Origin of the sequence: Pseudomonas sp. S5F11 (assembly GCF_019641515.1) — a bacterium.
GTDB lineage: Bacteria > Pseudomonadota > Gammaproteobacteria > Pseudomonadales > Pseudomonadaceae > Aquipseudomonas > Aquipseudomonas rhodesiae.
In genome coordinates, this window is record NZ_JAIFJZ010000001.1 from 127,459 (window position 1) to 146,371 (window position 18,913).

At 62.9% G+C, this 18,913-nt stretch carries 19 protein-coding genes and 1 pseudogene; 11 read left to right on the forward strand and 9 right to left on the reverse strand.

Translation table 11 applies throughout. From position 1 onward, the window contains the following. The first annotated feature begins 125 nt into the window (after positions 1-125). From K1567_RS00540 to K1567_RS00570, 7 genes are read left to right on the forward strand one after another with little or no spacing between them, the layout of a single operon-like run. On the forward strand, positions 126-974 hold the full coding sequence (locus tag K1567_RS00540) for an AMP-binding protein (RefSeq protein WP_220698003.1): 849 nt from the start codon (positions 126-128) through the stop codon (positions 972-974). Next, the gene (locus K1567_RS00545; protein WP_034098748.1) at positions 971-1,741 is read left to right on the forward strand and encodes an ABC transporter ATP-binding protein; all 771 of its coding nucleotides are present in this window, start codon (positions 971-973) and stop codon (positions 1,739-1,741) included. The genes K1567_RS00540 and K1567_RS00545 overlap by 4 nt, the downstream gene beginning before the upstream one ends. Next, positions 1,741-2,622 (forward strand): branched-chain amino acid ABC transporter permease, encoded by an 882-nt coding sequence (locus K1567_RS00550; RefSeq protein ID WP_034098745.1) that lies wholly within the window; start codon positions 1,741-1,743, stop codon positions 2,620-2,622. The genes K1567_RS00545 and K1567_RS00550 overlap by 1 nt, the downstream gene beginning before the upstream one ends. A 4-nt stretch (positions 2,623-2,626) precedes the next feature. Next, the gene (locus K1567_RS00555; RefSeq protein WP_034098743.1) at positions 2,627-3,676 is read left to right on the forward strand and encodes a branched-chain amino acid ABC transporter permease; all 1,050 of its coding nucleotides are present in this window, start codon (positions 2,627-2,629) and stop codon (positions 3,674-3,676) included. 17 nt (positions 3,677-3,693) lie between these two features. Next, the gene (locus tag K1567_RS00560; protein WP_169903553.1) at positions 3,694-5,034 is read left to right on the forward strand and encodes an ABC transporter substrate-binding protein; all 1,341 of its coding nucleotides are present in this window, start codon (positions 3,694-3,696) and stop codon (positions 5,032-5,034) included. Positions 5,035-5,037: 3 nt separating this feature from the next. Then, the gene (locus K1567_RS00565) at positions 5,038-5,805 is read left to right on the forward strand and encodes an ABC transporter ATP-binding protein (protein ID WP_034098739.1); all 768 of its coding nucleotides are present in this window, start codon (positions 5,038-5,040) and stop codon (positions 5,803-5,805) included. Between the two features lie 12 nt (positions 5,806-5,817). After that, on the forward strand, positions 5,818-7,215 hold the full coding sequence (locus tag K1567_RS00570; RefSeq protein WP_220698004.1) for an FAD/NAD(P)-binding protein: 1,398 nt from the start codon (positions 5,818-5,820) through the stop codon (positions 7,213-7,215). Between the two features lie 141 nt (positions 7,216-7,356). On the opposite strand, the pseudogene K1567_RS00575 reads toward K1567_RS00570, so the two are convergent. From K1567_RS00575 to K1567_RS00595, 5 genes and pseudogenes are all read right to left on the reverse strand, one after another. Further along, positions 7,357-7,761, reverse strand: a pseudogene (locus tag K1567_RS00575) (HlyD family secretion protein); the annotation flags it as partial. Positions 7,762-7,816: 55 nt separating this feature from the next. Further along, complete coding sequence (locus tag K1567_RS00580; RefSeq protein ID WP_099311665.1) at positions 7,817-9,061, reverse strand: efflux RND transporter periplasmic adaptor subunit; 1,245 nt, start codon at positions 9,059-9,061, stop codon at positions 7,817-7,819. Continuing rightward, positions 9,051-10,529, reverse strand: coding sequence for a TolC family protein (locus K1567_RS00585; RefSeq protein ID WP_034098732.1), 1,479 nt, complete (start codon positions 10,527-10,529; stop codon positions 9,051-9,053). Before K1567_RS00585 ends, K1567_RS00580 begins: the two co-directional genes overlap by 11 nt. Then, on the reverse strand, positions 10,522-11,721 hold the full coding sequence (locus K1567_RS00590; protein WP_034098731.1) for an ABC transporter permease: 1,200 nt from the start codon (positions 11,719-11,721) through the stop codon (positions 10,522-10,524). Before K1567_RS00590 ends, K1567_RS00585 begins: the two co-directional genes overlap by 8 nt. Next, a complete protein-coding gene (locus tag K1567_RS00595) occupies positions 11,718-12,422 on the reverse strand; it encodes an ABC transporter ATP-binding protein (protein WP_034114196.1) in 705 nt (234 codons plus the stop codon). Before K1567_RS00595 ends, K1567_RS00590 begins: the two co-directional genes overlap by 4 nt. A gap of 357 nt (positions 12,423-12,779) precedes the next feature. Between K1567_RS00595 and K1567_RS00600 the strand changes: the two genes are divergently transcribed. Next, on the forward strand, positions 12,780-13,532 hold the full coding sequence (locus K1567_RS00600; protein ID WP_034098727.1) for a TetR/AcrR family transcriptional regulator: 753 nt from the start codon (positions 12,780-12,782) through the stop codon (positions 13,530-13,532). A 159-nt stretch (positions 13,533-13,691) separates the two neighbouring features. Here the strand turns inward: K1567_RS00600 and K1567_RS00605 are convergent, their stop codons facing one another. After that, positions 13,692-14,753, reverse strand: a complete 1,062-nt coding sequence (locus tag K1567_RS00605; protein WP_220698005.1) for an FUSC family protein — start codon at positions 14,751-14,753, stop codon at positions 13,692-13,694. Between the two features lie 153 nt (positions 14,754-14,906). Further along, positions 14,907-16,523, reverse strand: a complete 1,617-nt coding sequence (locus K1567_RS00610) for an NADP-dependent glyceraldehyde-3-phosphate dehydrogenase (RefSeq protein WP_034098723.1) — start codon at positions 16,521-16,523, stop codon at positions 14,907-14,909. Between the two features lie 149 nt (positions 16,524-16,672). Here K1567_RS00610 and K1567_RS00615 point away from each other — a divergent pair, with 149 nt between their 5' ends. Beyond that, on the forward strand, positions 16,673-17,536 hold the full coding sequence (locus tag K1567_RS00615) for a Dyp-type peroxidase (RefSeq protein ID WP_034098721.1): 864 nt from the start codon (positions 16,673-16,675) through the stop codon (positions 17,534-17,536). Positions 17,537-17,586: 50 nt separating this feature from the next. Here the strand turns inward: K1567_RS00615 and K1567_RS00620 are convergent, their stop codons facing one another. Next, complete coding sequence (locus tag K1567_RS00620) at positions 17,587-18,108, reverse strand: DUF3087 domain-containing protein (protein WP_034098720.1); 522 nt, start codon at positions 18,106-18,108, stop codon at positions 17,587-17,589. A 126-nt stretch (positions 18,109-18,234) separates the two neighbouring features. Here K1567_RS00620 and K1567_RS00625 point away from each other — a divergent pair, with 126 nt between their 5' ends. Together K1567_RS00625 and K1567_RS00630 are read left to right on the forward strand one after the other, a co-directional pair. After that, positions 18,235-18,414, forward strand: a complete 180-nt coding sequence (locus K1567_RS00625) for a hypothetical protein (protein WP_034098717.1) — start codon at positions 18,235-18,237, stop codon at positions 18,412-18,414. Positions 18,415-18,425: 11 nt separating this feature from the next. Next, positions 18,426-18,626 (forward strand): DUF6021 family protein, encoded by a 201-nt coding sequence (locus K1567_RS00630; protein WP_034098715.1) that lies wholly within the window; start codon positions 18,426-18,428, stop codon positions 18,624-18,626. Between the two features lie 48 nt (positions 18,627-18,674). On the opposite strand, the gene K1567_RS00635 is transcribed toward K1567_RS00630, so the two are convergent. After that, positions 18,675-18,911 carry a DUF6555 family protein gene (locus tag K1567_RS00635; protein ID WP_034098712.1) on the reverse strand — a complete coding sequence of 79 codons (237 nt, stop codon included), beginning with the start codon at positions 18,909-18,911 and terminating at the stop codon, positions 18,675-18,677. Positions 18,912-18,913 lie beyond the last annotated feature (2 nt).

Here is an 18,913-nt window from a genome sequence, read left to right on the forward strand (position 1 = left end):
CCCACCGCCATCGGGGGCAAGTCGAATCCTCGCACCGCCCCTCCCACAATCGTCCTGTGTTGATAAACAAATACTCAAGCCAGCGGACCACCGCACGCACTCCACCCCAATAGGAGCAACCCCCTATGAGCGTGCACGAACCCAAGGCTCTCCTGGAACACCTGCGCCACTGGGCACAACTCACACCGCTGCACATTGCCCTGCGCCACAAGCGTCAGGGCCTGTGGCACGCGTGGCGCTGGATCGACGCCCTGCGCGACGTAGAACGCCTGGCCGATGGTTTGCGCCAGCAAGGTTTCAGCGATCAGTCTCGTTTGGTGCTCAGTGGCGCCTTTGAGCCGAACCTGTTGTTGCTGGCGTTGGCGGCCCAGTCCGTCGGCGGTCAGGTGCTGACGCTTGCCGACAACCTGGAACCCCAGGCGCTGGAACAACAGCTATGGCGTATCCGTCCCAGCCACGTCTACGTGCAAGGCCGCCAGCCCGATTGGGCGTTTACCCAGCGGTTGGACTTTGCCCAACTGCTCGGCCCGGTCGACCCGGCGCAACACCTGCAGCGTTGGTGGCAACCCACAGCCGAAACCGCGCTATGGAGCGAGGACAGTACCCAGTGGCAAGACGGTCTGGCCGTGGTGCTGGAGCAATGGCTGCACAGCGGCCACGGCCTGGCCTTCCCGGAGAACCTGGCGTCGGCGCGACGTGATCGCAGTGAAGTCGCGCCCACGGGCCTGCTGTTATCGCCGGCGCGTTTGCAACAGGTGGCCGACGACATCGAAAGCCGCCTTGCGCCCCACGGCACCTGGCGTCGGCGCCTGTGTGAGTGGGCCATCGCCGATGCCCGCAGCGGCCTGCGTCGTGTGCTGAAAAATCGCGTGCGCCGGTTGTTGGGCTTCCAGCGCCTGACGTCTATCTGGCAACCCATCAAGTCCAATGTCGAGCCAACGTGGCTTGCCGAATTCAAACGGAAAAGCGCATGAGCCAAGCCATCCTCCAAGTGCGCGATATTTCGCTGTCGTTCAAAGGGGTCAAGGCGATCAGCGGGCTGTCGTTCGACGTGCAGCGCGGCGAGATATGCGCGTTGATCGGCCCTAACGGCGCCGGCAAAAGTTCGCTGCTCAATGTACTCAACGGCGTGTATCGCTTCGATGCCGGCGAGATCATATTCGACGACCAGCATTTCCAGCGCATCGACCCCTTGGGTGCGGCGCGCCGGGGTATCGGTCGCACCTTTCAGAACAACGCCTTGTTCAAAAAAATGAGCGTGCTCGACAACCTCCTCACCGGTCTGTCGCGGTATATGCGCAGCACCTTTATCGAGCAGGCCCTGGGCTTACCCCGGGCGCGACGCGAAGCCGAGGCGTTTGGCCTGCGCGGCCAGGGCGTCCTCGAATTTCTAGAGTTGCAAGCCCACCGCGATGTGCTGGTGGGCAATCTGTCCTACGGCCTGCAAAAGCGCGTGGAATTGGGCCGCGCACTGATCGCCGAGCCCAGCCTGTTGTTGCTGGACGAGCCCATGGCCGGCATGAACGCCGAGGAAAAACAGGAAATGGCTCGCTTTGTCGCCGATGTGAACCGCGACCTGGGCACCACGGTGGTGTTGATCGAACACGATATCGGTGTGGTCATGGGCCTGTCCGACCATGTGGTGGTGCTGGACTACGGGCGCAAGGTCGGCGACGGCACGCCCGCCCAAGTACAGGCCAACCCCGAGGTAATCGCGGCCTACCTGGGAGTCGTTCACTGATGACGTTCTTCTTTGAAACCCTGCTCGGCGGCCTGCTCGCCGGCACCCTGTATTCCCTGGTCGCCATCGGCTTCGTGCTGATCTACAAGGCCAGCGGCGTGTTCAATTTTGCCCAGGGCGCGATGCTGCTGTTTGCCGCGCTGACTTTTGTCAGCCTGCATGACCAGGGCGTGCCATTTGCCCTGGCGTTACTGCTGACGGTCATCGTGATGATTGTCGGCGCGTTGCTTATCGAACGGTTGGTCTTGCGGCCGCTGGTGAACCGTTCGCAAATCACCTTGTTCATGGCCACCCTGGGCCTGTCGTTCATTATCGAAGGCTTGGCTCAGGGCCTGATGGGCTCCCAGGTGCGCGCGCTGGATCTCGGGATCGACGACGTGCCGCTGTTTGTCGGGCCGCTGATGCTCAGCCAGTTTGACCTGGTCGCCGCGGCTGCCGCAGGGGTGCTGGTGACGGTGCTGGCGCTGCTGTTCAACAAGACCCGCATCGGCGTGTCGTTGCGGGCGGTGGCGGATGACACCACGGCGGCGCTGTCCATCGGCATCCACCTCAACCGCATCTGGCAGATCGTATGGGCGGTGGCCGGTGTGGTCGGGCTGGTGGCGGGGCTGCTGTGGGGGGCGCGCCAGGGCGTGCAGTTTTCGCTGTCGCTGGTGGTGCTCAAGGCGTTGCCGGTGTTGATCATCGGTGGCTTCACTTCGATTGGCGGGGCGATGGTGGGTGGGCTGATCGTTGGCGCCGCGGAGAACCTCGCCGAGGTGTACATCGGCCCGCTGATCGGCGGCGGCATCACGCCGTGGTTCGCCTATGTCCTGGCCCTGGCCTTCCTGTATATGCGTCCCGCCGGCCTGTTCGGCGAGCGCGCCATCGAGCGAGTCTGAACCTATGTCGATCCCTGTCGTTGAACACGCCGCGCCCTTGTTGCTGATCCAGCGGCGTGCGCCCTGGGGCCTGATCGGCTTGCTGGGCTTGGCCTTTATCGTGGTGCCGCTGTGGGGCAATGATTATTGGCTCAATGCGATTTTGATCCCGTTTCTGGTGTTGTCCCTGGCCGGTCTGGGCCTGAACCTGCTGACCGGCTACACCGGGCAGACCTCGGTGGGCGCTGCGGGCTTCATGGCGGTCGGTGCGTTTGCCACCTATGGCTTTTTACTGCGTTTGCCTGAGTTGGGCCTGCCTGTGGCGTTGCTCGGCGGCGGCGTGATCAGCGCGCTGGTGGGCCTGCTGTTTGGTTTGCCCAGCTCGCGGATCAAGGGGTTCTACCTGATGGTCACTACCCTGGCCGCGCAGTTTTTTCTGGAATGGTTGTTCGTCAAGTTTCCCTGGTTCTACAACTATGGTTCATCCGGCACCATTTCCGCGCCCGCTCTGACCCTGTTCGGCCATGACCTCAACACCCCGTTGGGCCGTTATTGGCTGACCCTGGTCAGCGTGTTGCTGTTGACCTGGACGGCCGTGAACCTGGTGCGCAGCCAGGTGGGGCGCAATTGGATGGCGATCCGCGACATGGACACCGCCGCCGCGGTGATCGGCATTCCGGTGGCGCGCTACAAGCGCCTGGCGTTTGCGGTCAGCTCGTTCTATCTGGGCATCGCCGGGGCGCTGTGGGCCTTCGCTTACCTGGGCACGGCCAGCGCCAGCAGCTTCGATATCAATCGCTCGTTCCAGATTCTGTTCATCATCATTATCGGCGGCATGGGCAGTATCGCCGGCAACTTTGTCGGCGCCGCGTTTATCAGCCTGCTGCCGATTTTCCTCAGCCACGCCGGTCAGGCGCTGTTCGGTGGCGCGGTGGATGCGGGGCAGTTGCAGAACCTGCAGAAAATCATCTTTGGCGTGTTGATCATCGTGTTCCTGATCAAGGAACCCGACGGTTTGATTCGCCTGTTGCACACCCTTCGCGATCGGCTGCGCCAGTGGCCGCTGCGTTTCTAACCTCAAGAGAACTTCCTATGCGTGCATCCTTCAAACAATCCCTGGCCGGCGCCGCGTTAGCCGTGGCTGCGTTCACCACCAGCGTGCCCTCGGCGGTGGCGTCCCCGGACCAGCAATTTATCCCGCTGGCGACCTACCGGGTCGGCGCCTACGCGTCCAGCGGCGTGCAGGTGTGGGCCGGGATGATCGACTATTTGCGCTATATCAACGAGGTCGAGGGTGGCATCAACGGGGTGAAACTGGTGTGGCAGGAATGCGAGACCGAGTGGACCGCCGAGAAAGGCATCGAGTGTTACGAGCGCTTTAAAAACGGTCTGGATGGCGCCCCGGTCGCGGTGTACCAACCCAATGGCGCGCCAGCGGCTTATGCGCTGAGCGAACGGGCCGAGGTGGACAAGATCCCGTTGATCACCCTCGGCTACGGGCGTACCGAGGCCACCGATGGCACCGTATTCCCCTACAACTTCCCGGTGATGCTGACCTTCTACAGCGAGGCATCGAGTTTGGTGAACTACATCGCCGAGCGGGAGGGCGGTTTCGACAAACTCAAGGGCAAGAAAATTGCCACGGTGTACCACGACTCGGCCTACGGACGTGAAACCCTCGGCCCGCTGAAGCTGCTGGCGGAAAAATACGGCTTTGAAAATATCCAGATCCCGGTGGCCGATCCGGGCAACGAACAATCCGCGCAATGGCGCCAGGTGCGCCAGGCCAACCCGGATTGGGTGTTCCTGCGTACCTGGGGCGTGTCCACGCCGGTGGCGGTGAAGACGGCGGCGCGCTTCGGCTTTCCGGTGGACCATATCATCGGCGATATCTGGGCCAGCTCCAGCGAGGACGTGCTGCCTGCCGGCGCCGCCGCCAAGGGTTACCTGGCGCTGACACCGTACCCGGCGGGGGCGGATTTCGAGATTCACAAACGCCTCAAACAATACGTGCTCGACAAAGGCCACAGCGACCTCAAGGACCTGAAGAACTTCGGCAGCGTCTACTACAACTCTGGCCTTGTGAACGCCGCCGTGGCGGTCGAGGCGATCCGCACCGCCCAGGCCAAGTTCGGCAAGCGTCCGCTCAACGGCGAAGAGGGGCGTTGGGGCCTGGAGCACTTGAACATCGACGATGCGCGCTTGAAAGACATGGGCTACCTGGGCCTGATGCAGAACCTGAAATTGTCGTGCCGCGATCACGAAGGTGGCGGCTCGGCGCGGGTGCAGCAATGGGACGGTGCGAACTGGACGCTGATCAGCGATTGGATCGCCGCCGACCGTGCGCTGCTGCGCCCGCTGATCGACGAGAAGTCCGCCGCGTTCGCCAAGGAAAAAGGCCTGACGCCACGCGCCTGCACCGGGGATGAATAAGCCATGAACCAACCTGCCAGTGTGTCGGCGAGCCCGGCGCTGTTGACTGTCAACGATATCGAGGTGATCTACGACGGCGCGATCCTGGCGGTGGCCGGGGTGTCACTGAGCGTGCCCAAGGGCGCCATCGTCGCCTTGCTGGGTGCCAATGGCGCCGGCAAGAGCACCACCCTCAAGGCCATTTCCGGGCTGGTGCGCGCCGAGCGCGCCGAGGTCAGCCGGGGGGTGATCGAATATGCCGGTGCGGACTTGGCCGGCATTGATCCCAACCAGCGCGTGCGCCAGGGCATGGTGCATGTGCTGGAGGGCCGCCATGTGTTCGGCCAGCTCAGCGTGGAAGACAACCTGCGCAGCGGCGGCTTTGTGCGGCGTTTGAGCCGCAAGGCCATGGCCCAGGACCTGGAACGCATTTACACCTGGTTCCCACGGCTCAAGACCAAGCGCCACACCCGCGCCGGGCTGACCTCCGGCGGCGAGCAACAGATGGTCGCCATCGGCCGAGCGTTGATGACCCGTCCTACTTTGGTACTGCTCGACGAGCCGTCCATGGGTTTGGCGCCTATGATCGTGCAGGAGATCTTCGAGATCATTGCGCAGCTCAACCGCGAACAGCAGGTGAGCTTCCTGATCGCCGAGCAGAACATTAACGTCGCGCTCACCTATGCGGCCCATGGCTATGTGCTCGATACTGGGCGCGTGGCCTTGAGCGGCAGTGCCGCTGAACTGCGGGCGCGCGGCGACCTGCATGACATCTACCTGGGTAAACAGTAAGGGCGAACCTGCATGACGGAATCCACCCGCAACGCTGATGTGCTGATCATTGGCGGCGGCCTGAGCGGCACGATGCTGGCCGTACAACTGCTGCGCCTGCCCGGTCGGCGCCAAGTCCTGGTGATCGAACCGCGCGCCGAACTGGGTCGGGGCGAGGCTTACAGTGCGGTCGAACTGGGCCACACCCTCAACGGCAACGCCGCGCGCATGAGTGTCGACCCGGACAACCCCGACGACCTCACGCAGTGGCTCACCGAACACATCGCGGCCGGCGGTTGGCCGGAGTCGGCCGAGCAGGCGGTGCCGATCAGCGAGCTGTTCCCGCCGCGCGGGCTATTTGGTGTGTATGCGCAGCAGCGGCTGGCCGAGGCCAAGGCACGCTCGGCGTCCACGGTGAAGCATGTCAGGGCCGAAGTGATCGACGTGCAGGTGGATGCGGATTCAACCCTGCTGACCCTCGATAACGGCCAGCGGTTGCGCGGTAACTTTGCGGTATTGGCTACCGGCATGTTCCCGGCGGCGCGCACGCCGCAGACCCACTCCAGCGGCGTCAACGCGGCGGCGGTCGACCCATGGGACGTGGCGACCATGAGGCGCCTGGACCCACGCTCGACGGTGCTGATTATCGGCTCCGGGTTGACCATGGTGGACGCCGTGGTGTCCCTGGAACAGGCCGGGCATCGCGGGCCCATCGAGATCTTTTCGCGCCATGGCCTGTTGCCCCATGTGCGCCGGCAACCGCCGGCCTGGGACGACTTCCTGGCTGCCGACCCGGCCTTGCGCAGCCCTCGGCAACTGCTGCGCGAACTGCGTCGCCAATGCAGCATCGCGCAGGCCCAGGGCATCGACTGGCAAGCGCCGCTGGACACCGTACGCGCCCATATCGGCCGTCTCTGGAGCCAGGCCAGCGAGCGCGAGAAGCGCCAGTTCGTGCGCCATGTGCGGCCGTGGTGGGAAAGTCATCACCACCGCTCGCCGCCGCTGAGCGCGAAGCTGGTGGCGCGTTTGCATGAGGAGGGGCGGTTGCGCATTCGTGCGGCGTCATTCAAGGGGCTGGTGCCCGCGCAAAGCGGCGTCACCATCGCGGTGCGCCAACGCGGCGAACAAACGCTCACTCAAGTGACGGGCGCGGCGCTGATCAACTCCAGCGGCATCGAATACGACTGGCGCCGCGTGGCCCGGCCCTTGCCGCAGCAGTTGCTCAAGCGCGGGTTGATCCAGCCCGGGCCGTTGGCATTGGGCATCGCAGCGGATGCCTCGGGGGCGGTGCTGGATGCCCAGGGCCAGGTCAGCGCGCGGCTGTTCGCCATGGGCCCGCCGTTGCGCGGAATGTGGTGGGAGAGCACGGCGGTAACGGATGTGGCGCTGCAAGCCAAAGCCCTGGCTTCGAAGCTGGCAGAGGTCCAATAGAAGCTGGCAGCGGTCTAACAGAAGCTGACAAAGGACTTAATGTGGGAGGGGGCTTGCCCCCGATGGCAGTGTGTCAGTTGGCCAATTCTTGACTGAGCCACCGCTATCGGGGGCAAGCCCCCTCCCACAGCGGGTCTTCATTTATTTTGAGATTTTCACAAGGCCGGGTTTCAGGCCGAACACCTCAACCCCTTGCGCCGTCGACTGGCCGGTGGTGACCTTCACCCGTTCCACCGGTTTATCCATCGCCTCGCGGTACGCCACCGTCATGTCCGGCTCAATCGCCTGGCTGGGAATCACGATCGCCTGTTCATTGTTGTAAGTGACGATGGTCAACCGCGCACTCATGCCCAACCGCACCCGCTTTAGCTGCTCTGGGGTGAGTGTGGGGATCGACAAGGTCACCGGAAACTGTGCGCTGCCCTGGGTGTCGCTGGCGATGGCCAGGCCGCTGACCACGAAGCTGACAGAGGTCTGATAGAAGCTGACAAAGGACTTAATGTGGGAGGGGGCTTGCCCCCGATGGCGGTGTGTCAGTTGGCCAATTCTTGACTGAGCCACCGCCATCGGGGGCAAGCCCCCTCCCACAGTGGTTCTTCATTTATTTTGAGATTTTCACAAGGCCGGGTTTCAGGCCGAACACCTCAACCCCTTGCGCCGTCGACTGGCCGGTGGTGACCTTCACCCGTTGCACCGGTTTATCCATCGCCTCGCGGTACGCCACCGTCATGTCCGGCTCAATCGCCTGGCTGGGAATCACGATCGCCTGTTCATTGTTGTAAGTGACGATGGTCAGCCGCGCACTCATGCCCAACCGCACCCGCTGTAGCTGCTCTGGGGTGAGTGTGGGGATCGACAAGGTCACCGGAAACTGTGCGCTGCCCTGGGTGTCGCTGGCGATGGCCAGGCCGCTGACCACGCTGACGGAGCCCTTCAGCCGTTCGCCGTCGAACCCGTCGCCCATGACTTCCACGGCCTGGCCCTGGTGCAGTTGGTTGATATCCAGCTCCGACACCTTGGCGACGATCTTCAACCGTTCGATATTCGCCAAGCCAAACAGCACCTGGCCCTGGCTGACCTTGCTGCCGGCCTGGATCGGCGCGTTGGCGTTGCCACCACCGGCCGGTGCGTTGTTGCCGGGGGCGGGTACCACGATGCCGGAGAACGGCGCCTTCACCTCTTGGGCTGCGAGCAGGGTGCGCAGGGCCTCGTATTTCACGGTGGCGTTGGTCAGCTCCATTTCGGCGATCTGGCGGTATTCGCCCTTGCCCTGTTCCAGCGCCTGTTGCAGTTCGCTGCGGGCCGAGGCGAGGTCCAATTGCTGCTGCTGGGCTTGCTGGCGTAGGTCGTCCAATTCGTTGCGCGGGATGATGCCGCGTTTGAACAGATTCTCGCTTTCGGTGAGTTTGCGTTGCGTGTTGTCGGCGCTCATCTGCGCGGTGCGCAGGCTGCGGCGGGCGCGGCTGACGGTGGGGCTGCTGTCCCAGTCCTGCATTTCCTGCACGGTGCGCCGGGCCTTGAGTTGGGCGGAGAGGGCATCGCGCAATTGCACTTCGAGGGTGGCCGGGTCCATGCGCAGCAACACCTGGCCGGCCTCGACCCGCTGGCCTTGCTCGACCAGATTGGCCTGCACATTGCCGTCAAACGGCGCGGTGAGCACGAGCGTGGTGTCGGGCTCGATTTTGCCCACCAGGCCGATCTCATGCACCAGCGCGTCGGGCTTGACCGCCAGCCACTGCTCGGGCGTGCCGTCGGGAGCGGAGGCCGGGCTGCGCAGGGCCAGCCCCACGCCGCCCAGCAGCAGGATCAGCACAGCGCCCAGCAGGGCTTTTCGATTAATAGTCATTGAGGGCGATTTCCCAACTTTCCAGCGTCATGCCCAGGGTCAGATCGAGCTGGGTCTGGGCGTTCAGATAAGCGATCAACGCGTTGAGCTGCGCGTTTTCAGCGTTGCGCAAGTCGGTCTCGAAGCTCAACACCTGGAAGTTGGTGGAGCGCCCGGCGCTGAGTTTTTCCCGTTCGATCTCGATCTTGCGCCGCGACAGCTCCACGGCGCGCTGGGCGATTTCATACTGGCGCCAGCGTGTGCCCAGGTCGCGCACCACATCGTTGACGCTACGCTCCAGCTCTTGGCGGGCGTCGGTGATGCGCACCTGCTGGTCCTCGACATTCACGCGCGCGCGCACTTCGGCCTGGCGGGTGCTGATATCCCCGATGGGAATCTGCACCTGCACGCCGGCATAGCTGTCCCATGTGCGGTTATTGCTGCTGCCGGCGTCGTTATTGTAGGTGTCACGTATCTGGTTTGCGCCGGCCACCAGGTCCACCTGCCAACGCCCGGAGTCTTTGGCGATCACCAGATTGAGGTCGGCTTGCTGGCTGCCGAGCAGGGCAGCGAGGTATTCCGGCTGTTGGGTCTGCGCCAGGTTGAACGCCTGGCGCTTGTCGATTTGCATGGGCCGGGCCTCCAGGGCTTCGGTGGCGCGGATCGGCGTGGACAGGTCCAGTGCCAGCAGGCGCAGCAGCGCCAGGCGATTGGTGTCCAGCTGGTTCTGCGCTTCTTCCACGCCCAGTTGCTGGGTGGCGATATCGGCTTCGGTCTGTACGATTTCAAACTCGGCCATGCGCCCGGCGCCGATCAAGGCCCGGTTGACTTCCAGCAAGGTGCCGGAGCGCTTAAGCGCATCCTGCACAATGCTCAATTGTTCCTGAGCGCGCAGCAGCTCGCGGTAGGTGGCGATGATCTGGCTGATGGTCTGCGCAACGGTGGCCTTGAGGTTCAGGCGGTTGGCCTGTTCCGCCAGGCGTGACAGGCGCAGCGGTGCTGTGGTGGCATCCCAGCCGGCACCGCGCAGCAGCGGCTGGATGATCGCCAGGTCCAGGCCGTCGCTGCGGTAGCGGCCGGCGCGGTCGGCGTTGTTGAGTTGCTGGGTCCAGGACATGCTCAGGCGCGTGCCGTACTCGCCGAGCAGGCTGCTGGACGGCGTGACATTGGCATTGCGCGCGTTGTCGACCGAACCGCGGGTGCTGCGATAGGAGCTGTTGAGGGTCAGCTTGGGGTTGAACACATCTTCGGCGACCCGCAGGTCGAATTTCTGCGCCACCCGTTGCAGGTAAGCGCTGCGGATCGCTGGATTGTTGCGCAGGCCCAGGTACACGGCGTCGCCCAGGGTCAGGTCGGTGATCTGGGCTTTCAGCGAGACGCCTCGGTCGTAGCCGCTGCGGGTGGTGCTGGGCGCCGAGGGTTTGATGACCACGTCGGCCGCCATGCCGGGCAGGCTGATCAGGGCGAGGCACAGCAGCCATCTATTCATCGCGCAGGGCCTCCACCGGCTGCAACCGTGACGCCGAGACCGCCGGGTAAATGCCGAAAAACAGGCCCACCAACAATGTGCTGCCCACCCCCAAGGGCAGGGCGGCGGCGGCCAGGTCGAACACCCAGCCCGACAACCAGGCGTACAACCAGGCGGCGGTCATGCCGAGCACCGCGCCGCACAGAGCGCCGACGGCGGTGAGGGTGACCGCTTCGAGCAAAAACAGATTGCGAATATCTCGCTGCCGCGCACCCAGCGCCATGCGGATGCCGATTTCGCGGCGGCGCTCCGAGACATTCATCAGCATCACGTTCATCACGCCCACGCCGCCGCCGATCAGGGAAATCGCGCCGAGGGCCAGCAGCAGGTAAGCGAAGGTACGACTCTGGCGCGTCATGCCATCGATCATTTGCTGGGGCACCTGGATGTCGACATCGTGCTCGGTGAGTTGGGCACGCAGGGCGTCGGCCGCGGCCCGGGCCAGGTGTTCCATGTCCTGGCCGGCAGCGGCGCGGATGATCAGGTTGTTGATCTGCGGCGCCGCGTAGATGCGCCGCATGCCCTCGGCGGGCAGAAACAGCGACTCGCCGGGCTGCACCGGCATCAGCATCGCCCGTGGCTGGGGCTGCAGCAGGCCCACCACCAGAAACAGGTAGTCGTTGATGCGCACGCGGTCCCCCAGCCGCACGGGATCCCCCGGCGCGCTCAGGGCCTGGGCAACGTCGGCGCCGATCACGGCGTAGGTTTCGTTGACATCGAAGCCCGACAGGAAGCGGCCGTGTTGCAAGGTCAGGCGCATCGCCGCAGCGACATCCGGCGTGCTACCGACGAAGTTGGCGTTGACGCTGCGCCCATGGAACACGATGGGCCCGCTGAACAGGCTGAGCGCGCCGATATGGGCGATGCCCGGAACGGCCTGGCGCACGGCGTCCAGGTCCAAGTGCGTGCGCATCGGCACGTTAGCGCTGCCCTTGGGGGGGAATTGCACCACCAGGGTGTCGGTGCCCATGTCCTTGAAGATCAAGGCGGCATCCACCGAAGCGTTATGGCCGATATTGATCAGCGCCACCACCGACGAACTGCCGATAACGATGCCCAGCAGCGCCAGCATCGAGCGCTTGCCCAGGGTGCGCAGACTGACGAATGCTTCATGCAGGAGCTGGCTGAGGCTTTGCTCGACCCGCAGGCTCATAGGCGCCCGACCTCTTGCACCACACCGTTGCGCACCAGGATCTTGCGCTCCAGGCGCTCGGCGATCTGCGGGTCGTGGGTGACGATGACCAGGGTGACCTGCTGTTCGCGGTTGAGGCCCAGCAGCAGGTTCATGATGTCCTGAGCGGTGCCGCTGTCGAGATTGCCGGTGGGTTCGTCGGCGAGGATCACCGACGGGTTGCCCACCAGCGCGCGGGCGATGGCCACGCGCTGGCGCTGGCCGCCGGAAAGATCGGCGGGGCGATGGTGGGCACGCTCGGCCAGGCCCACCTGTTCGAGCATGCGCAGGGCCTGTTCCACCGAGGCATGGCGCGACACGCCGCGATAGCTCAGGGGCAGGGCGACATTGTCCAGCGCGCTCAGGCGCGGCAGCAGGTTGAAGCTCTGGAATACGAAACCGATCTGCTGATTGCGGATCGCCGCCAGTTCGTCGGGGCTGGCGCTGAAAATATCGTGGCCGGCGAAGTGGTACTGGCCGCAGTTGGGCAGGTCCAGCAGGCCGAGAATGTTGAGTAGGGTACTTTTGCCGGAACCGGAGGCACCGAGAATGCCGCAGCTGTCGCCACGGGCGATGCAGAGGGATACATCGTTGAGAATGGACAGTGCCTGCCCGGCCAACTCATAGCGTTTGCCGATGCCGTGCAAGGAAATCAAGCCTGGGTGCGTGGGGGTGCCTGTCATCGTGACTACGCCTTCAGTCTCGACGGTGCCTTTATCCCCCATGCAAAACGTTGTATCAAATGCGGGATTGACCGGTACGCGTCACGGACTGGTTTTATTTCTTGTTTTTAAAATATTGTTTGAATACTAACCGCGTTCCCTGGGCTTCGCCAGCCATGGATATAGAGCGGTTTTACCGTTTGAAATGTTTTTTTTCGCGGTTCTCAGTAGGTTGCCTCAGTGCATTCAGTGAACTTCAAGGCGCCGTCCGGCAAGGCTTTGAAACCGGTGGCGATGTGTCACAGCTTGCTTTCGCACGACGGCCCCGGTATAAAAAATCAAATTATTTTTTAAAACAATATTTCCGTGGGATCCCTAATGGTCGCGAAGAAACTCAGCGCTCCAAACGTTACCAAGACTCGCTTGCTGGATGCGACAGAGGCTCTCTTCATCAAGTACGGATACGACGCGGTTTTGTTACGGCAGATTACCGAGCGTGCCCAGGTCAACCTGGCTGCGGTGAATTACCACTTCGGGGACAAGGATTCCCTGATGAAAACCCTGCTGATGCAGCGCCTGGAGCCGCTCAACGAACAGCGCCTGGAATTGTTGGCACGTTGCGAAGCCGAATCCGATGGCCCGCTGGACTGCGACACCTTGCTCGGCGTGCTTTTCGCTCCGGCCATGGGCCTGGAGCGCAGCGACCCGGCCAGTGGAGAAGGGCGCTCGTTCATTCGGTTCCTGGGGCGCGTCTACAGCGATACGTCGCCGTTTATCCAGGAATACCTCAAAGTGCATTACCAACCGGTGTTCCAACGCTTCTTCGAAGCCTTCGCCCTGGCCTTGCCGGATTTACCGCGCAACGAGCTGGGGGTGCGCCTGCAATTTGCACTCAAAGCGATCTCTGGGGTGATGGCCGGTACCGAGCTGCGCCTGCTGATGAATTCCATGAGCCTCGGCCGCCCGGCCACCGACGCGGAAGTCATGGCCAAGCTGATTACCCTGGTCTCGGCAGCGATCCGCGTGCCACAGCAGAGCCCTGAAGCGGAAACCGCCCTGGCCAAGGTGCTGGACACCCAGCGCGCGATTCGTGAAGAGGCTGCGGCGCCAAGCGCTAAAGCGTCGCGCTGAACGGCGGTTTTTTCGAGGCAAAAAAAAGCCCGCTGGGGCGGCGGGCTTGATGTGCAACATTTGTAACGGATGAGGCTTCACCCTACGTCTCGGGATGTGAATAAAGCGTGAAAAATTTGTAAGAGAAAGTGTGAATATCGTTTTGAGCGAAACAGACCTTCAGATTTTCCAGTGCCCCGCAGTTTTGCCTAGGCGCTGGCGCATGGCATCCACATTCGCCGCCAGTTGCAGCGTTAACAACCGATACCCATCCAGTGCGCTGTACACCGGCGCATCCAGCGTGCGCTCGCGGCCCGTGCCGGTACTTGGGCGCTCCAGTCGTTCGGTCATGCCGGATTTCAATGCCCGCGCCATCCCCACCAATTGCACACGGATCTGCCGATGCTCGGCCTTCAAGGCGGCCTGCATGCGGGCCATGGCTTGCTCATCGCGTGGGTCGGGACGGGTGTTGCCGAGAATTTCCAAAGTGCTGATGCACAGGCGCAAGTGACGCTGGATGGCATCCAGTTCAGTCATGGAAATGCGCACTTCCTTGGATACCGACGGCATCAGCGAGCGCAGTTGCACCATTGCCGCGTTCAAACGGTTGAGCAGTTTGACGTGTTCATCATCGGTGACCGACTTTCCGCTGATGATCCGGCTGTAGATCTGCGCGCAGTCACGCAGAGCACTGGCCAGGTTATAGCGCCACGAATACACGGCATACAGCGGCAGGGCGAAGGAGAACGCCAGGGCCAGGACGATACCGATGAGAATATCCACGGTGCGCCACAACCCATCCGACAACGGGTTGTCACCGTGGCCGGCGACGATAAACACGGTGATCGCCGACAGCAGCGCGATATAACCGCCCTTGCCGATGGCGTGATAGGAGAAGAACCCGCACACCACCGACATCAACAGATAGGTCAGCAGCGGCAGGCCGAAGTAAGCCTGTTGCACCACCAGCAGCAGACCGACACTGGCACCGATCAAGGTGCCGTAGGCGCGTTCCACGGCTTTTTTGCCGATATTGCCGTGGTGCTGCAACCCGCCGATCACGATCAACATGGTCACCGACGCCCATTCGCCGTGGGGCAGGTTGATGCCGGTGGTCAGCAGGATCGTGGCTAGCAAGCCGATGGACACGCGCACGGCGTGGATCAGCTTGGCATGCCGGTAGCGGCGGTAGGGGTCGAGCAAGGGGCGCAACAGGCGCCGGGCAAACATCGGCAGATTCATTGATAACAAAGGACCCTCAATTCTCCAGATATAAACAATCCAAATGTGGGAGGGGGCTTGCCCCCGATGACTGTGGATCAGTAAAAAATCGGTTAGCTGACACAACCGCTATCGAATCCAAGCCCTCTCCCACATTGTTTGACCGAGGTGAACTTAGAAGATGTAGTCAGTGGTCAGGAAGCTTGAATCACGGTTGCGCAGGATCTCGCTGACCAGTGCCTTGTTGCTCTCTTGGAACTTGGTCGCCACCAGGGTGCGGATCGAAAACACGCGCAACGCGTCATGTACCGACAGCGTGCCTTCAGCCGAGTTCTTGCGCCCGTTGAAGGGGAAGGTGTCCGGCCCGCGCTGGCATTGGGCGTTGATGTTTATGCGCCCGACTTGGTTGGCAAAGGTGTCCACCAGGCGCCCGATGGCTTCGGCGTTGGTGCCGAACAGGCTGAGCTGTTGGCCGAAGTCCGAATCCAGAACGTAATCGATCACGGTATCCAGGTCGCGGTAGGGCACGATCGGCACCACCGGGCCGAATTGTTCTTCGTGGTAGACGCGCATTTGCGGATTCACTGGGTACAGCACCGCCGGGTAGAAGAACGAACCGCGACTGACCCCGCCATTGGCATTCACCACCTGGGCCCCGTGCTGCGTCGCGTCGGCCACCAGGCCGTTGAGGTAATCGACCTTACCCACTTCCGGCAACGGCGTCAGCGAAACGCCGTCTTCCCACGGCATACCGGGCTTGAGCGTCGCCAGGCGTGCGTTGAATTTTTCGATAAAAGCCTCGACCACCTCTTCATGCACGAAGAGGATTTTCAACGCGGTGCAGCGTTGGCCGTTGAACGATAGCGAGCCGGTCACCGCTTCGCTGACGGCATTGTCCAGGTCCACCTCGGGCAGCACGATGCCGGGGTTTTTCGCGTCCAGGCCCAGAGCGGCCCGCAAGCGGTGCGGCTTGGGGTGCAGTTTCTTCAGGTCGCTGGCGGCTTTGTTGGTGCCGATGAACGCAAAGATATCGATCTTGCCGCTGGCCATCAGCGCGCTAACGGTCTCGCGGCCGCTGCCATAGATCACGTTGATCACCCCGGCCGGGAAGCTGTCGCGGAACGCTTCCAACAGTGGGCGGATCAGCAGCACGCCGAGCTTGGCCGGCTTGAACACTACGGTGTTACCCATGATCAGCGCCGGGATCAGGGTGGTGAAGGTTTCGTTGAGCGGGTAGTTGTAGGGGCCCATGCACAGCGCCACGCCCAGTGGCACGCGGCGGATCTGCCCGAGGGTGTCCTGTTCCAGCTCGAAGCGGCTGGAGCGGCGATCCAGCTCTTTGAGGGCGTTGATGGTGTCGGTGATGTAGTCGCAGGTGCGGTCGAATTCTTTCTGGGAATCCTTGAGGTTCTTGCCGATTTCCCACATCAGCAGCTTGACCACCCCCTCGCGCTGCTCGCGCATGCGCCGCAAAAACGCTTCGACGTGGCGGATGCGGTCAACCACGCGCATCGTCGGCCATTCGCCCTGGCCGCGATCGTAGGCACGCACGGCGGCGTCGAGGGCGGTGAGGGCGGTGTCGGCGTCCAGCAGCGGCGTGCTGCCGATCACCACCCGTTGGTCACCCAGTTGCACCGGGCTGTGCACTTGGGCCAGCGGGCCATTCCACACCCGCAACTGGCCGTTCACCAGGTAGTCACGCTGTTCGATGGGCGCTGCCAGGCGGTATTGCTCGGGGATGTCGGCGGTGGAAGTAGGAAACAGCTGAGCGAGCAAGGGCTGAGTGGTCATGGCGCTATCCCTATAATAGTTACAAAACTTGACTGGTGCTTGACTAGAGAGTCACCCAACCAAGGGCTCTATGGCAAGGCTTGCGCGCTTTGCAGTACGCAGGGCGACTGGCGCCGGGTAAACTGCGCGCCTTTCTTGAAGGAGTTCATATGAGTCAGTACCAGTCGGGCATTCTTGCTGCACCGGTGCCGTTGCAGGCCCGCCATCTGTTTTTCGCCGTGGATTCCCTGGCCGCCGTTCCCGTTGCGCTGGACGCGTTGGTGCGGATGGCGGATGCGGCGGCGGTGGTCGGGTTGGGTGAGCCGCTGGTAACCGCGCTGGGCGTAACCATTGACGGCTTGCGGCCGTTTCCGACGATCAGCGCGCCGGGTGTGCACAACCCGTCCACCCAACAGGCGCTGTGGGTGTGGCTGCACGGTGTGGATCGCGGCGAACTGCTGCTGCGCAGTCGCGCGTTCGAGAAGGCGCTGGCTCCTGGGTTTCGCCTGGTGCAGTCGATTGAAGGCTTCCGCTACAAGACCGGCTTCGACCTCACCGACTACGAAGACGGCACCGAAAACCCTCACGACGATGCTGCCGTGGACGCCGCCTTGACCGACGGTGGCGCCAGCTTCGCCGCCCTTCAGCAATGGCAGCACGACCTCGATGGTTTCGCCGCGTTGCCAGCCCAGGAGCGCGACCACATCATCGGCCGCCGCCACGGCGATAACGAAGAACTGGAAGACGCCCCCGAGTCGGCCCATACCAAACGCACCGCCCAGGAGAGCTTCACCCCTGAGGCCTTTGTGGTGCGCCGCTCCATGCCGTGGGCCGAAAATGGTCAGGCCGGCCTGATGTTCCTCGCCTTCGGCCATTCCTTCGATGCTTTCGAGGCGCAGCTGCGCCGCATGAGCGGCCTGGAGGACGGGATTGTCGATGGCCTGTACCGCATCAGTACGCCGTTGACCGGCGGTTACTACTGGTGCCCGCCGGTCCTGAACGGGCACCTGGACTTCAGCGCGCTGGCGGTCTGATCCCTGTCTGCCCTGGCAACCGCTACAGCGGTCATGCGCGCCGGTTTGCCTTAGGTACTTTTCACGCGGTCGAGCCAGGCAGGGTCCAGGCGGGTCTGGTCGGTGTCCAGCCCCAGCGCCTGCATCTTGCTGACGTGGGCCTGCATCTCACCGACCAACTGCGCCTGGGCGCTGGAGTTGGCGTCCAGCTCATGCATCTGGGTCAGCCCCAGGTGATAAAAGCGCAGCAGCTTAATGGCTGTCGGGTCATTGGCCTGCACTCCCTCGGTGACCTTGTGCATCACATTGGTCACGCTCATCAGACTGCGCTTGAGCTGCCAGCCATACACCGCTGGGGCCAGCCACGCCTGGCCCCAGAATGGGCCACGCACCAGCGCCAGGGTGATCAGCACACCGGCGAATACGCCGCCAACGTTGAAGCGGAAATTATCCCCGCCGGGTTCGCCGAACAGCGTCACCGCCAGGCTCGACAGCACCATGGCCAGGGCCAAGAACAGCACCGCCACGATCAGCGTGCTGCGGCGAGTCTGTTGGCGGTAGAGCGCGGGGTCACAGGGTTTGAGCTCGAACATCCGGGTCAGGTCTCTAGAGGATGGCGGGGTGGCATCATCGCACGTCAGGGCAAACAAGTTGAACGTTGGTGCGCGGGGCTTTCTCTAAATCGGTGCAGGCCACCCATTATGACGAGGTGAACCATCATGCCCGAGTACAAACAGCCACCGCCCGGCACGCCAGACCCCAACCGTACCCCCGGTGAGGAGGAGCGCGACAACGACGCTCTACGCCCCAATGATCCCGCGCATCGTCAGGACACCGACGATACGGAGCAAGCCGAGCAAGACCTGGAAACCCTTCACGATAAAGCCCGTCCGCTCTAGAGGAGATAGCCATGACCGCTCCAGACAAAGGCCCGCGCTCCAGCGAGCACGCCAGTGGCAAGGATGAGCTGGGTTTCGACCCGGACTCGCCGGATGTCGCCGATCCGCAGGTCGACCCCATCGGCCCGGCCATCGCGCCGCTGGACAAGGATAAGAAAGAACACCCGGAAAAAAAGCCGCCTTACGATCCGTTGGGCGACTTAAAGAAGTGATGCAGGCCCCGCTCGATTGAGCGGGGCTTTTTGGTTTAGGGGATGGGGTTATTTAGGCGGCATCCAGGTCACATTGGTGATGCCGTATTTCTCCGCCCAGGGGCGGGTGGTTTTTTTGACTTGCTCATGGCCCACGCGGCCAATGCGACTCACATGGGCAACGTCGGCGTCGACCGCCGCCCAATGCCAGGCCTCGGCGTTATTCATCACTTCGGCGCGTACTACAAAGGACTTCGGTTGACCGTGCAGCTGATAATTAATGGTGTAGATTTTTGCGGTACTCATGG